The sequence below is a fragment of the Streptomyces sp. NPDC044063 genome (assembly GCF_056434285.1).
In genome coordinates this window covers 1-13,628 of record NZ_JBWKFM010000057.1, presented here as the reverse complement: position 1 = coordinate 13,628, position 13,628 = coordinate 1, and the positions used below count along the sequence as shown (strand labels likewise).

The window sequence follows — 13,628 nt, the reverse complement described above, 5'->3', positions numbered from 1 at the left end:
CCCCCCCCCCCCCCCCCCCCCCCCCCCCCCCCCCCCCCCCCCCCCCCCCCCCCCCCCCCCCCCCCCCCCCCCCCCCCCCCCCCCCCCCCCCCGGCGGTGACGTAGACGATGCCGTCGCGGGTGGGGTCCACGGTCTCGCCGATGGGCACCGCCTTGCCGACGCGGGTGCCGCGCAGCGCGTCGGTGCGCTCGTAGACGTGGTTGTGGCCGTTGATGACCAGGTCCACCCGGTGCTTCTCGAACAGCGGCAGCCACGCGGCGCGCACCCCGCCGTCCGAGGCGTGGCCGCGGGTGGTGGAGAAGGCGCAGTGGTGGAAGAAGACCACCACGAAGTCGACGTGCGGGTGGGCGCGCAGCTCCCGGAGCCGGCGGTCGAGCCAGGCGGTCTGCCGGCCGCGGCTGTAGCCGGCGTTGGCGGTGATCTCGTACGAGACGTCGTTGGCGTCCAGCGCGACGACCGCCACGTTCCCGTGGACGAAGGAGTAGACCCCCGGCGCGTGCCGCGGGTCGAAGCCGTTGTCCGGCAGCGCCCAGCGGGCGCTCTGCCCGCCGTAGCCGTTGGGGGAGTACCAGGCCTCCATGTCGTGGTTGCCGGTGGTCACCATCCAGGGCACCCGGGACGCCACCCGCTCGGTCTGGGCCAGGAACTGGTCCCACACCCGGGCGTCGTAGACGTCCGCCGGCTTGCCCGCGCCACTGTCGTCGGCGTAGCAGATGTCGCCCGCGTGGAGGTGGAACGCCGGCTCCTGGCCCAGGATCAGCTGGCCGTTGGCCAGGGCGTGGTAGCTCACCCCCTGGTCGCCGAAGGCGGTGAAGACGAACGGCTCGGGGTGCGCCGGGGCCGTGGTGAAGGTGCCGATCGCGGCGAGGTGCCGGGGGTCGGCGCCGTCGTGGCCGTCGTGGCCGACGGCGTAGTAGTAGGTGGTGCCCGGGGTCAGGTCGTCCAGGGCCGCGTGGAGATAGACCTGGTCGACGGCCGGGAGCTTCCCGGTCAGCGGCGGGGTGTGGAGGTCGCGCTCCTCGGCGGCGATCCGCTCGCCGAGCTCCCAGGGCCGGGTGCCCACGCGTACGTGCGGGTGACGGACGGCGAAGGGCACCTGCCAGGAGATCCGCATCTGCGTCCGCGGGTCCGCGCCGAAGGCGAGGTGCCGGCCGAAGGGCGCGACGAGCGAGCCGTCGACTCTCGCCGTCGCCGGGGCGGTGACGAGGCCGGGGGCGGTGACGGGGCCGGGGGTGCGCGGCCGGGCGTACGCGGCCGGCCCGGCGCCCAGCAGACCGGTGGCGGGGACGGCCCCCGCCGTGACGGCGCCCGCGGTGACGGCACCGGCGCGCAGGACGCCGCGGCGGGTGAGCCGGGCGCGCAGGTACTCGTGCTGTTCCGCCATCGTCATCCGGCGCGCCAGCCGGTCGGGGATTCCTACCCGTGGTGTGTCCATGCCGGGAAGGTCCCCAGAAAACACGCTCCGGGCACCCGGTTCGCCCGAACGTGGCCTGTCCGGCAGGCATCGTGTCCGTAATATGGACGGTGCGTGTCATCCATCGGGACGAGGAGTACGGTCCGGGTATGTCTCGCAGCATTCGCCTCGCAGTGATCCCCGGTGACGGTATCGGCCCCGAAGTAGTGGCCCAGGGCCTCAAGGTCCTCACGGCCGTGCTCCCTTCGGACGTCAAGCTGGAGACCCGGGAGTACGACCTCGGTGCCCGCCGCTGGCACGCCACCGGTGAGACCCTCACGGGCGTCGAGCTGGACTCCCTCAAGCAGCACGACGCGATCCTGCTCGGCGCCGTCGGCGACCCGTCGGTCCCCTCGGGCGTGCTGGAGCGCGGGCTCCTGCTCAAACTGCGCTTCGCCTGCGACCACTACGTCAACCTGCGTCCGGCGAAGCTGTTCCCCCGAACGGCTACCCCGCTCGCGGGCGACCCGGAGATCGACTTCGTCGTCGTCCGTGAGGGCACCGAGGGCCCGTACACCGGCAACGGCGGCTCGATGCGCACCGGCACCCCCGCCGAGGTCGCCACCGAGGTGAGCGTCAACACCGCCTACGGCGTGGAGCGCGTGGTCCGCGACGCCTACGAGCGCGCCCGGTCGCGCCCCCGCCGCAAGCTGACGCTGGTGCACAAGAACAACGTCCTCGTGTACGCGGGCCACCTGTGGAAGAACATCTTCGACCGGGTGGGTCGCGAGTACCCCGACGTCACCACCGACTATCTGCACGTCGACGCCGCGACGATCTTCTTCGTCACCGACCCCGGCCGCTTCGACGTGATCGTCACCGACAACCTCTTCGGCGACATCCTCACCGACCTCGCCGCCGCCGTCACCGGTGGCATCGGCCTCGCCGCCTCCGGCAACATCAACCCCGAGGGCGTCTTCCCCTCGATGTTCGAGCCGGTCCACGGCTCCGCGCCCGACATCGCGGGCACCGGCAAGGCCGACCCGACGGCCGCCGTGCTGTCGGTGGCCCTGCTGCTGCGCCACCTCGGCTACGAGGCGGAGGCGGACCGGGTGGAGGCGGCCGTCACGGCGGACGTCACGGAACGGGACGACTCGTTCCGCAGCACCGACCGCGTCGGCGACGCGCTGGTGGCCCGCGTACTCGCCGGCACCGCCACCGGCTGACCCGGCGCCCGCCCGGAGCGCGGCCGGGTGCCACCATCGATTCCCGGCCGCGCACACACGTTTTCCGTCGGGCACCTCACGAGCGATAATCGAACGTGGGGCCGCGATATGAGGCGAAGCTCAGACGTCCTCGTACACGCCGGGACGGAGATGAGCGCGGTCCGTCACACATCAAGGTGAAGGACACGCATTCATGACGACGCCCACGATCGAGCTCAAGCCCTCGTCGCACCCGCTGCCCGCCGCCGAGCGGGAGAAGATCCTGGCCAGCCCCGGCTTCGGCCGCCACTTCACCGATCACATGGTGACGATCAAGTGGACCGAGGGCCGCGGCTGGCACGACGCCCAGCTCGTTCCGTACGCGCCGCTGTCGATCGACCCGGCGAACATGACGCTCCACTACGCCCAGGAGATCTTCGAGGGGCTCAAGGCGTACCGCCGCCCCGACGGCTCCGTCGCCACCTTCCGGCCCGACGCCAACGCCCGGCGCTTCCAGGCGTCGGCCCGCCGGCTGGCCATGCCGGAGCTGCCGGTCGAGCTGTTCATCGAGGCCTGCGACGCGCTGGTCCGCCAGGACGAGGCCTGGGTGCCCGCGCACGGCGGCGAGGAGTCGCTCTACCTGCGTCCCTTCATGATCGCGACCGAGATCGGTCTCGGCGTGAAGCCGGCCAACGAGTACCTCTTCCTCGTCATCGCCTCCCCGGCGGGCGCGTACTTCCCCGGTGGCGTCAAGCCCGTCTCCGTCTGGCTCTCCGAGAACTACGTCCGCGCCGTCCCCGGCGGCATGGGCTTCGCCAAGACCGGCGGCAACTACGCGGCCTCCCTGCTCGCCCAGGCCGAGGCGGCCGAGAAGGGCTGCGACCAGGTGGTCTGGCTGGACGCGCTGGAGCACCGGTGGGTCGAGGAGATGGGCGGGATGAACCTGTACTTCGTGTACGGGGACAAGATCATCACCCCCGAGCTGACCGGCTCGCTGCTCGCCGGCGTCACCCGTGACTCCCTGCTGAAGGTCGCCCGGGACATGGGCCTGACGTCCGAGGAGGGCCGCGTCTCCACCGAGCAGTGGAAGCGCGACACCGAGAACGGCACCCTCACCGAGGTCTTCGCGTGCGGCACCGCCGCCGTGATCACCCCGGTCGGCCACGTCAAGTCCCAGGGCGGCGAGTGGACCCACTCCGACGGACGGCCCGGCGAGGTGACCCTGAAGCTCCGCAAGGCGCTGCTGGACATCCAGACCGGCGCGGCCGAGGACGTCCACGGCTGGATGCACCCCCTGGGCTGAGGCCCCGCCGCGGGCACACCCGTCGCTCCACCGATCACCCGCCACTTGCGTGTGTTGTCGTGAACACAACGCACGCAAGTAGGCGGGATCGTTGTGCCGGAGGCCCTTGTCCGTGCCCCGCCGGTCCGTCACCGTGATCGTCCATGGGACAGGGACAGACACAGCACGACGGGTCGGGACCGGCGGAGGAAGCGCCGCCGGCACGGCAGTGGAAGAAGATCTGGGTCGGCTCGGCGGGCAACATGGTCGAGTGGTTCGACTGGTTCGTCTACGCCAGCTTCTCCCTCTACTTCGCGGACGCGTTCTTCCCCAAGGGCAACGACACCGCGAACCTCATGAACACCGCCGGCATCTTCGCCGTCGGCTTCTTCATGCGGCCCGTCGGCGGCTGGCTGCTGGGCCGCGTCGGCGACCGGCGCGGCCGCAAGGCGGCGCTCACGCTGACGGTCACCCTGATGTCCGCGTCCGCCGTGCTCATCGCCGTCGCCCCCACCTACGCGGTCGCCGGTTACGGCGGCGTCGCCGTGCTGCTCGTCGCCCGGCTGCTCCAGGGGCTCTCGGTGGGCGGCGAGTACGCCGCCAGCGCCACGTACCTCACCGAGGCCTCCGCGCCCGGCCGGCGCGGCTTCGCCTCCAGCTTCCAGTACGTGTCGATGACCGCCGGGCAGATCCTCGGGCTCGGCCTCCTGATCATCCTGCAGCACACCCTCACCGGCGCCCAGCTCCACAGCTGGGGCTGGCGCATCCCGTTCGCCGTGGGCGCCCTGGGCGCGGCCGTCGTCTTCTACCTGCGGCGCACCATGCTGGAGACGGAGGCGTACGAGGAGGCCGACGGGCACAGCGCCGACCGCGGCACGATCCGCGCGCTGCTGCGGCACCGGCGCGAGGCGCTCCTGGTGATCGCGCTGACCATGGGCGGCACCGTCGCGTACTACACGTACACCACCTATCTGACGAAGTACCTCTCCAAGACCGCGGGCCTGCCCAAGGAGACCGCGACGCTCGTCAGCTTCTGCGCGCTCATCGTCTTCGCCTGTCTGCAGCCCCTCGCCGGCGCCCTGTCGGACCGGATCGGCCGCCGGCCGCTGCTGATCACCTTCGCCCTCGGCTCCACCTTCCTCACCGTGCCGATCATGACGATGCTCCGGCACGCGGACTCCTTCTGGCCCGCGCTGGGGCTGTCGCTGCTGGCCCTGGTGATCGTCACCGGCTACACGTCGATCAACGCCTGCGTGAAGGCCGAGCTGTTCCCGACGGGCGTACGGTCGCTGGGGGTGGCCCTGCCGTACGCGATCGCCAACGCGCTGTTCGGCGGGACGGCGGAATACGTGGCGCTGTGGTTCAAGAAGAGCGGCCTGGAATCCGGCTTCCCCTGGTACGTGGCGGGGTGCGCGGCCGTGTCGCTGGTGGTCTACCTGACGATGCGCGAGACGCGCGACATCGACCTCAAGCGGGTCGGCGGGTCCACCGGGGGTGTGGTGGAGACGGACAAAGTGCCCGCATCCTGAGACTCTCCCGCACCGGGGACCGGACCTGTGCCAGCATGCCCCCATGCTCCCGTTCGCCACGATTATTGGCAGCAGGCGCGCCGGTCCGCAGTGACCGCGCCGTACACCACCCCGTACGCCGCGGACACCGTCGTCCCAGACCCGCGCGCAGACCTCTCGCACCCGCGAGAGGTTTTTGCGTTTCCGGACCATCCCACCGGACACGCAAGGGCGAGGGATCATAGGGGGACGGTGGAACCGGTCATTCCGGCAGACCGAGATCCTCACAGGAGTCAGAGCAGCATGACGGACGCAACCGACGGCCCCGACGAAACCGTCCACGGCCCCGACGACGCCTTCCACGTCTTCGACACCACGCTGCGCGACGGCGCCCAGCGCGAGGGCATCAACCTCACCGTCGCGGACAAGCTGACCATCGCCCGCCACCTGGACGACTTCGGCGTCGGTTTCATCGAGGGCGGCTGGCCGGGCGCCAACCCCCGGGACACCGAGTTCTTCCGGCGCGCCCGCGAGGAGATCGACTTCCGGCACGCCCGGCTCGTCGCCTTCGGCGCCACCCGCAAGCCGGGCGTACGCGCCGAGGACGACCCCCAGGTGACCGCCCTGCTGGACTCGAAGGCCCCCGTCGTCACCCTGGTGGCCAAGTCCCACGACCGGCACGTCGCCCTCGCCCTGCGGACCACACTGGACGAGAACCTCGCCATGGTCCGCGACACCGTCGCCCACCTGCGCGCCCACGGCCGCCGCGTCTTCGTCGACTGCGAGCACTTCTTCGACGGCTACCGCGCCAACCCCGGCTACGCCACGGACGTCGTGCGCGCCGCCCACGAGGCCGGCGCCGACGTCGTCGTCCTCTGTGACACCAACGGCGGCATGCTGCCCGCCCAGGTCGGGGAGGTCGTCCGCGAGGTGCTCGCCGCGACCGGCGCCCGCCTGGGCATCCACGCCCAGGACGACACCGGCTGCGCGGTGGCCAACACCCTGGCCGCCGTGGACGCCGGCGCCACGCACGTGCAGTGCACCGCCAACGGCTACGGCGAACGCGTCGGCAACTCCAACCTCTTCCCGGTCGTGGCCGCCCTGGAGCTCAAGTACGACCGCCCGGTGCTGCCCCCCGGGAAGCTCGCCGAGATGACCCGGATCTCGCACGCCATCGCCGAGGTCGTCAACCTCACCCCCGCCACCCACCAGCCGTACGTGGGGGTCTCGGCCTTCGCCCACAAGGCGGGGCTGCACGCCTCGGCCATCAAGGTCGACCCGGACCTCTACCAGCACATCGACCCCGAGCGGGTCGGCAACACCATGCGGATGCTGGTCTCCGACATGGCCGGCCGGGCCTCCGTCGAGCTCAAGGGCAAGGAACTCGGCATCGACCTGGGCGGCGACCGCGAGCTGATCGGCCGCGTCGTGGCACGGGTCAAGGAGCGCGAGCTGGCGGGCTACACGTACGAGGCGGCCGACGCCTCGTTCGAACTGCTGCTGCGCGCGGAGGTCGAGGGCAGGGCACGCCGCTACTACCGCGTGGAGTCGTGGCGGGCCATCGTCGAGGACCGGCCCGACGGCACCCACGCCAACGAGGCCACCGTGAAGCTGTGGGCCAAGGGCGAGCGCATCGTGGCCACCGCGGAGGGCAACGGCCCCGTCAACGCCCTCGACCGCGCGCTGCGCGTCGCGCTGGAACGCATCTACCCGCAGCTGGCCTCACTGAAGCTGACGGACTACAAGGTCCGCATCCTGGAGGGCGGCCTCGGCACCGGCTCGATCACCCGCGTCCTGGTCTCGACCAGCGACGAGAACGGCGAGTGGTCGACGGTGGGCGTGGCGGAGAACGTCATCGCGGCATCGTGGCAGGCACTGGACGACGCGTACGCGTACGGGCTGAGGAGGGCGGGGGTGGAGCCGCAGGAGTAGCCCTGGGGTCCGGGGCGAAGCCCCGGTTACGGGAAGGGGCGGGGTGGGGGAAGGAACCCCCGGCCCCCCACCTACCGGTCGTACTCCGCCCCCAGCCCGGCCCCCAACAGGTCGTACGCCCGATCGGCCTCCAGATGAGCCTCGGTCAGGGCGTCGGCCACGCTCCGCCCCGCCGCCAGCTTCCGCCAGTTCTCCTGCGCCAGCCGATGGTGGACGGTGATGATCTGCGCCGCCGCCAGCCGGGCCGTCAGCGCGTCGCCGCCGCCGGCCGCCTCCAGGGCGCCGGCGAGCAGCTCCTCGTCCCGGTCGGAGTACCGCACCAGCCGGGCCAGCAGGCTGGGTGTCGTGTAGAGCATGTCGTTGAACGCCTTGACCCGGGCGTCGCCGTTGAGGCCCGTGATCGGGTCGTGGGCGTCGAGGCGCGCGTGGAAGTGCGCGCGGAGCGCGTCCAGCGGGGCCTGGCCGCCGGCCCGGTCGGTCACGACCCGCGCCGCCTCGCCCTGGTGGTCGGCGATGCGGTGCAGCGCCAGGTCCTCCTTGGCCGGGAAGTAGCGGAAGAGGGTCGGTTTGGACACCTCGACCGCCGCCGCCACGTCGGCGACCGACACCTGGTCGAAGCCGCGGCGGAGGAACAGCTCGATCGCGGTGTCGGACAGCGCCTGGCGCGTGCGCTGCTTCTTGCGTTCCCGCAGTCCTGGCTCGTCACTCACGGTCTCACTCTACCAGGTGATGTTTACCCGGAATCTTTTGTTACCAGGTTGCGTTTTCGGCGGGACCGGTCTTTCATGAGGACATGACTTCCACCGACGTGACTTCTGCCGGCGTGACCTCCACCGATGTCCTGGTCGTGGGCTCCGGCCCCAGCGGCCTCACCCTCGCCCTCTCGCTCGCCCGGGCCGGGGTGGGTGTGCGGATCATCGACAAGTCGCCCGTGTTCCACCGGGCTTCCCGCGGCAAGGGCCTCAACCAGCGCAGCCGCGAGATCCTCGACGACTTCGGGCTGGGGGAGAAGGCGACGGCCTCCGGCATCGAGCACATCGCCCTGCGCAAGTACCGCGACGGCGTCGCGGTCGCCGACCACATCGCCTTCGGGGACCGCGTCCCCACGCCCGACGCCCCCTACGCCAGCGGGGTGGTCATCCCGCAGTGGCGCACCGAGGAGATCCTGCGGGAGGGCCTCGCCGCGTTCGGCGTCGAGGTCGAACAGGGCTGTGAGCTGACCGGGTTCACCCAGGACGAGGACGGCGTCGTCGCCACCCTGGCCGACGGGCGGCGCGTCGTGGCCTCCTATCTGGCCGGCTGCGACGGCGGCCGCAGCCCGGTGCGCAAGGCGCTGGGCGTGGCCTTCGAGGGCCGGACCGACGACGAGGAGTGCATGGTGGTCGGCGACGTCCGCGTGGACGGGCTCGACCCCGCCTTCTGGCACCAGTGGTTCGACGAGGACGCCGCGCTGCTGCTCTGCCCCTTCCGGGAGGGCGACCACTGGCAGTTGCAGGGCTCGCCGGAGCGCGACGCCGAGGGCCGGCCCCTGCCGCCGACGCTGGAGAGCTTCCAGCGGCTCTTCGACAAGTGCGCGCGGGTGCCCGGGGTGCGGCTGACCGACCCGACGTGGTTCTCCACCTACCGCGTCAACGTCCGTATGGCGGACCGCTTCCGCGTCGGCCGGGTCTTCCTCGCCGGGGACGCGGCGCACGTCCACTCCATAGCCGGCGGGCTCGGCATGAACACCGGCATCCAGGACGCGTTCAACCTGGGCTGGAAGCTGGCGCTCGTCGTGCGCGGCCTGGCCGGGCCCGGGCTGCTGGACACCTACGAGGAGGAGCGGCTCCCCGTCGCGGCCTGGACGCTGAAGCTCACGGACGAGCGGCTGCGCGCGGTGGTCGAGGGGGTGCGGAAGCCGGGCGTGGGTACGGAGGCGGTCGTCACGGACGACGTCACCACGCTGGGCGTCGGCTACGGCTGGGGGTCGCTGGCGTGGGACGGCGCCATGGCGGGCGGGCGCGCGCCCGACGCGCCCTTCCGGGACGCGGTCACCGGCGCCGCGAAGCGGCTCTTCGATGTCTTCGCCGGACCGCGGTTCACTCTGCTGGGGATAGGCGAGGGCGGCGCGAGGGCCCTGGCGGAGGCGGGGGAGAAGTGCGCCGGCCTGCTGACCACGTGCGCGGTCGACGATCGCGACGGCCATGTGCGGCGGGCGTACGGGATCGAGGGCGACGGCCTCGTGCTGGTGCGGCCCGACAACCACATCGCGCTGAGCGCGGGCGTGGACCGAGGCGCGGAGGTCGTGGACCGTCTGCTGCGCCTCGGTCGCGGGCACCGCACGGTCAGGCCTGCGGCGCGGTCTTGACGGCGGAGATGTCGAAGGTCAGCTTCACCTTGTCGCTGACCATCACGCCGCCGGCCTCCAGGGCCGCGTTCCAGGTCAGGCCCCAGTCGGAGCGCAGGATCTCGGCGCCGCCCTCGAAGCCGACGCGCTCGCTGCCGTAGACGTCGGTGGCCGAGCCGTTGAACTCCAGGTCGATGGCCAGCGGCCGGGTGACGTCCTTGATGGTGAGGTCGCCGGTGATGCGATAGCGGTCACCGCCGAGGCGTTCGGCGGCGGTCGAGCGGAAGGACATCAGGGGGAAGGCCTCGGCGTCGAAGAAGTCGCCGCCGCGCAGGTGGGCGTCACGGTCCTTGATGCCGGTGTCGACGCTCCCGACCTTGATGTCGAGGGCGGCGGTGGAGCGGGAGGGGTCGGAGCCGTCGAGGTGCAGCGAGCCCTCGTGCTCGGTGAAGGCGCCCCGGACGTTGGTGACCATGGCGTGGCGCACGGTGAAGCCGATGCTGCTGTGCGCCGGGTCGATGGTGTAGTCGCCGGTCAGCGCGGCCAGCGCGGGGTCGGCGTCGAGGACGGCGACGGGGGCGGCGGAGGAGGTGGCGGTGTTCTGCTTGCGGGAGAAGAAGCCCATGGTGTGCTCCAGGTCGAGTTGTAGTTCAACTTTCAACGAGATTGACGATAGACCGATCTGGTTCAACTTTCAACTTATTCGGGCGGGGAATTTTCGGCCGGATCTCCCCGGCGGCGCTCATTGCCACGTCCGGGCCCGCGTGCCACCGTGTGCGCCGTGCCGTCGTCCGCCCCCTCGGGGAGAACCCGCCGCGGCTTCCTCGCCGCCACCGTCGCGAGCGCCTTCGGCCTCACCGTGCCCCCCTCGCGGGCGGAGGGCGCCGGGGACGCGGACGCGTTCGCGGTGCTGCGCCGCCGCTGGCGCGACCTCGTGCTCGGCACCGGCTTCGACCCCGCCGCCGAGCCCTACGCCGCCGTCCTGCGCCGCACCGGCGACCAGGCCCGCGCCCACCGCGCGAGCATGCGCCCCGCCCCCGCCTCGCTCTGGCCCGACGCCCCCTTCGACCCGCCCGCCGGCATCACCCGGAGCCTCGCCCGCCTCCTCACCATGGCCGAGGCCCATGCCCGGCCCGGCACGGGACTCACCGGCGACCCCGGCCTGGCCGCCGACGTCCTCGCCGGCCTCGACCACCTCCACGACCGCGTCTACCACCCCGGCGCCCCCCGCTACGGCAACTGGTGGGAGTGGCAGATCGGCAGCCCCCGCCTCCTCCTCGACACCCTCACCCTCCTCCACGACGACGTCGGCGCGCCCCGCCGCGAGCGGCTCCTCGCCGCCGTCGACCACTTCGTCCCCGACTCCGCGCTCGGCTCCTACTCCGGCACCTCCACCGGCGCCAACCGCGTCGACCTGTGCCGGGTCGTCGCCCTGCGCGGCGTCCTCGGCGCGGCCCCCGCGAAGACCGCCCTCGCCCGCGACGCCCTGTCGCCCGTCTTCCCCCACGTCACCCACGGGGACGGCCTCTACGCCGACGGCTCCTTCGTCCAGCACTCCTCCGTCGCCTACTCCGGCACCTACGGCTGTGTGCTCCTCGACGGCCTCGCCCGGCTCCTCACCCTGCTGCGCGGCTCCCCCTGGGAGGTCACCGATCCCCTCCGGCGGACCGTCCTCGACGGCGTCGAGCGGGCCTGGGCCCCATTTCTCCACAACGGCCTGGTCATGGACAGCGTCTCCGGCCGTGCCGTCAGCCGCGGCACGCAGAGCGCGGACCCGCTGCCCCTGCCGCAGAGCGACCACCAGCGCGGCCACGCCCTCATCGCCGCCATCGCCCTGCTCGCGCCCGCCGCGAGCACCGCCGAGCGGGACCGCTGGCACGCGATGATCAAGGGCTGGGCCGCCCGGGACACCACCGCCCCGCTGCTCACCGACCCCCGGTTCGGCGTCGCCGACCTGGCCCGCCTCGCCGCGGTCGCCGCCGCACCCGTCCCCGCCGCCCCCGAGCCGGTGGGCCACCGGCTGTTCCCCGCCATGGACCGGGCCGTCCACCGCCGCCCCGGCTGGGCGGTGAACATCGCCATGGCCTCCGACCGGATCGCCCACTACGAGAACGGCAACGGCGAGCACCCCCGCGGCTGGCACACCGGCGCCGGCATGACCTACTGGTGGGGCGCCCGGCACGGCGGCGATCAGTACGGCGACGCCTTCTGGCCCACCGTCGACCCCTACCGGCTCCCCGGCACCACCGTCTCGGCGCTCCCGCTCGCCGACAACGCCGGCGGCGCCTGGGGAGCCCCCCGGCCCGACGTGCGCTGGGTGGGCGGTGTCACCGACGGCACCTACGCGGCGATCGGGCAGCACCTCAAGGGCCTCGGCTCCACCCTGGAGGCGCGCAAGTCCTGGTTCTGCGCCGACGACGCCGTCGTCTGCCTCGGTGCCGGCATCACCGCCCGCGACGCGGCCGAGGTGGAGACCGTCGTCGACAACCGCAACCTCGGCGCCGACGGCACGCCCGCGCTCACCGTCGACGGGACGCCCCAGCCGTCCGACGACGGCTGGGAAGGGGAGTGGGAGTGCGCCCGCTGGGCGCATCTGGCCGGCCACGGCGGCTACGTCTTCCCGGACGGCGCCCCGCTGCGCGCCCTGCGCGAGAGCCGTACCGGTTCCTGGCGGGACATCAACACCGGCGGTTCCCCCGCCCCCCTCACCCGCCGCTACCTCACCCTGTGGCACCCGCACGGCACCGACCCCGACGACGCCGGCTACCTCTACCTCCTGATGCCCGGTGCCGGCCTCCGTGACGTCGAGGCCCGCGCCGCCGACCACGGCCGGCTCACCGTGCTCGCCAACACCACCGGGGTCCAGGCCGTCCACCTCCCCCCGCTCGGTCTGACGGCCGCCAACTTCTGGCGGCCCGGCACGGCCGGCCCCCTCACCGCCGGCGCGCCCTGCTCCGTCCTCGTCCGCCGCCACGGCCCCGCGGCCACCCTCCACATCGCCGAGCCCCCGCGCACCGGCACCCCCTTCGAGCTCACCTGGGACCGGCCCGTGAGCCGCGTCACCGCCCACGACGCCGCCGTCACGGTCCTCGCCACCGGCCCCCGGCTGCGGCTGCGCGTCGACCCGGGCACGGCCTGCGCCACCCATGGCTGCCGGGTGGACCTGGGGTGAACCGAAGGGGAATCGGCCGCGTGAGGGAGGCCCTTCCCCCTGACGGCCCAACCGCCCTGAGCCGTATCGGGGGCACCCGGGACGGCCGCATTTGTGGAGCCCCCACAGCGCGGGACCGCCTCTCGAACGCTGGGAACTGAGAGAGCCGCAGTGCACTTCTGTCCCGCCTGCCCACGAAATCGCGCAGGACGTTGTGTGGAACCGACATGATGTTCCGGGACCCCCGCCGCGTACCGTCTATCCATGAGCAATCTCGAAGGTGCGCCCCTAGAGGCGAGTGACGTCCGTGGGCGCGTCGCCGAGCTGCATGCCATTCGCGAGCAGGTTCGGCGTGGTCCGAGCGAGCGGGCTACCGAGGCCCAGAAGGCCAAGGGCAAGCTGACCGCCCGCGAGCGCATAGATCTTTTGCTGGACGAGGGCTCCTTCAACGAGGTCGAGCCCCTGCGCCGGCACCGGGCGACCGGGTTCGGTCTGGAGGCGAAGCGCCCCTACACCGACGGTGTCATCACCGGCTGGGGCACGGTGCACGGACGGACGGTGTTCGTCTACGCCCATGACTTCCGTATCTTCGGTGGCGCGCTGGGCGAGGCCCACGCCACCAAGATCCACAAGATCATGGACATGGCCATCGCCGCCGGCGCCCCCCTGGTCTCCCTGAACGACGGCGCCGGCGCCCGTATCCAGGAGGGCGTCTCGGCGCTCGCCGGCTACGGCGGGATCTTCCAGCGCAACACCAAGGCCTCGGGCGTCATCCCGCAGATCAGCGTGATGCTCGGCCCGTGCGCCGGCGGTGCCGCCTACAGCCCCGC

The 13,628-nt window shown here is 72.6% G+C and carries 10 protein-coding genes; 7 read left to right on the top strand and 3 right to left on the bottom strand.

What is annotated here, in order from left to right; genetic code table 11:
• Window positions 1-1,436, bottom strand: a 1,436-nt coding sequence (locus AC07BS_RS34760; protein ID WP_478935533.1) for a purple acid phosphatase family protein, incomplete at its 3' end; no start/stop codon positions are given.
• Window positions 1,437-1,564: 128 nt separating this feature from the next.
• On the opposite strand from AC07BS_RS34760, the gene AC07BS_RS34755 reads away from it, so the two are divergent.
• From AC07BS_RS34755 to cimA, 4 genes are all read left to right on the top strand, one after another.
• Complete coding sequence (locus AC07BS_RS34755) at window positions 1,565-2,620, top strand: 3-isopropylmalate dehydrogenase (protein WP_478935532.1); 1,056 nt, start codon at window positions 1,565-1,567, stop codon at window positions 2,618-2,620.
• A 193-nt stretch (window positions 2,621-2,813) separates the two neighbouring features.
• The gene (locus AC07BS_RS34750; protein WP_478642191.1) at window positions 2,814-3,902 is read left to right on the top strand and encodes a branched-chain amino acid aminotransferase; all 1,089 of its coding nucleotides are present in this window, start codon (window positions 2,814-2,816) and stop codon (window positions 3,900-3,902) included.
• A 242-nt stretch (window positions 3,903-4,144) separates the two neighbouring features.
• Window positions 4,145-5,410, top strand: a complete 1,266-nt coding sequence (locus AC07BS_RS34745) for an MFS transporter (protein ID WP_478643176.1) — start codon at window positions 4,145-4,147, stop codon at window positions 5,408-5,410.
• Between the two features lie 282 nt (window positions 5,411-5,692).
• Window positions 5,693-7,321 carry a citramalate synthase gene (cimA, locus tag AC07BS_RS34740; protein ID WP_478935531.1) on the top strand — a complete coding sequence of 543 codons (1,629 nt, stop codon included), beginning with the start codon at window positions 5,693-5,695 and terminating at the stop codon, window positions 7,319-7,321.
• 71 nt (window positions 7,322-7,392) lie between these two features.
• Here cimA and AC07BS_RS34735 read toward each other — a convergent pair whose 3' ends face one another.
• Entirely contained in the window at window positions 7,393-8,031 is a 639-nt protein-coding gene (locus tag AC07BS_RS34735) for a TetR/AcrR family transcriptional regulator (protein WP_478642185.1), read from the bottom strand.
• A gap of 83 nt (window positions 8,032-8,114) precedes the next feature.
• Between AC07BS_RS34735 and AC07BS_RS34730 the strand changes: the two genes are divergently transcribed.
• On the top strand, window positions 8,115-9,668 hold the full coding sequence (locus AC07BS_RS34730; RefSeq protein WP_478935530.1) for an FAD-dependent monooxygenase: 1,554 nt from the start codon (window positions 8,115-8,117) through the stop codon (window positions 9,666-9,668).
• Here AC07BS_RS34730 and AC07BS_RS34725 read toward each other — a convergent pair.
• Complete coding sequence (locus AC07BS_RS34725; protein ID WP_478643174.1) at window positions 9,646-10,272, bottom strand: YceI family protein; 627 nt, start codon at window positions 10,270-10,272, stop codon at window positions 9,646-9,648. The genes AC07BS_RS34730 and AC07BS_RS34725 overlap by 23 nt on opposite strands.
• 156 nt (window positions 10,273-10,428) lie before the next feature.
• On the opposite strand from AC07BS_RS34725, the gene AC07BS_RS34720 reads away from it, so the two are divergent.
• The gene (locus tag AC07BS_RS34720; RefSeq protein ID WP_478935529.1) at window positions 10,429-12,819 is read left to right on the top strand and encodes a polysaccharide lyase 8 family protein; all 2,391 of its coding nucleotides are present in this window, start codon (window positions 10,429-10,431) and stop codon (window positions 12,817-12,819) included.
• A 243-nt stretch (window positions 12,820-13,062) separates the two neighbouring features.
• Window positions 13,063-13,628: carboxyl transferase domain-containing protein (locus tag AC07BS_RS34715; protein ID WP_478935528.1), on the top strand; the 566-nt coding region annotated here is incomplete at its 3' end.

Excerpts from the sequence above, each read along its gene's own strand:
- AC07BS_RS34755 (WP_478935532.1), top strand. The coding sequence starts at position 1,565 with ATGTCTCGCAGCATTCGCCTCGCAGTGATCCCCGGTGACGGTATCGGC.
- AC07BS_RS34750 (WP_478642191.1), top strand. The coding sequence starts at position 2,814 with ATGACGACGCCCACGATCGAGCTCAAGCCCTCGTCGCACCCGCTGCCC.
- AC07BS_RS34745 (WP_478643176.1), top strand. The coding sequence starts at position 4,145 with ATGGTCGAGTGGTTCGACTGGTTCGTCTACGCCAGCTTCTCCCTCTAC.
- cimA (WP_478935531.1), top strand. The coding sequence starts at position 5,693 with ATGACGGACGCAACCGACGGCCCCGACGAAACCGTCCACGGCCCCGAC.
- AC07BS_RS34730 (WP_478935530.1), top strand. The coding sequence starts at position 8,115 with ATGACTTCCACCGACGTGACTTCTGCCGGCGTGACCTCCACCGATGTC.
- AC07BS_RS34725 (WP_478643174.1), bottom strand. The coding sequence starts at position 10,272 with ATGGGCTTCTTCTCCCGCAAGCAGAACACCGCCACCTCCTCCGCCGCC.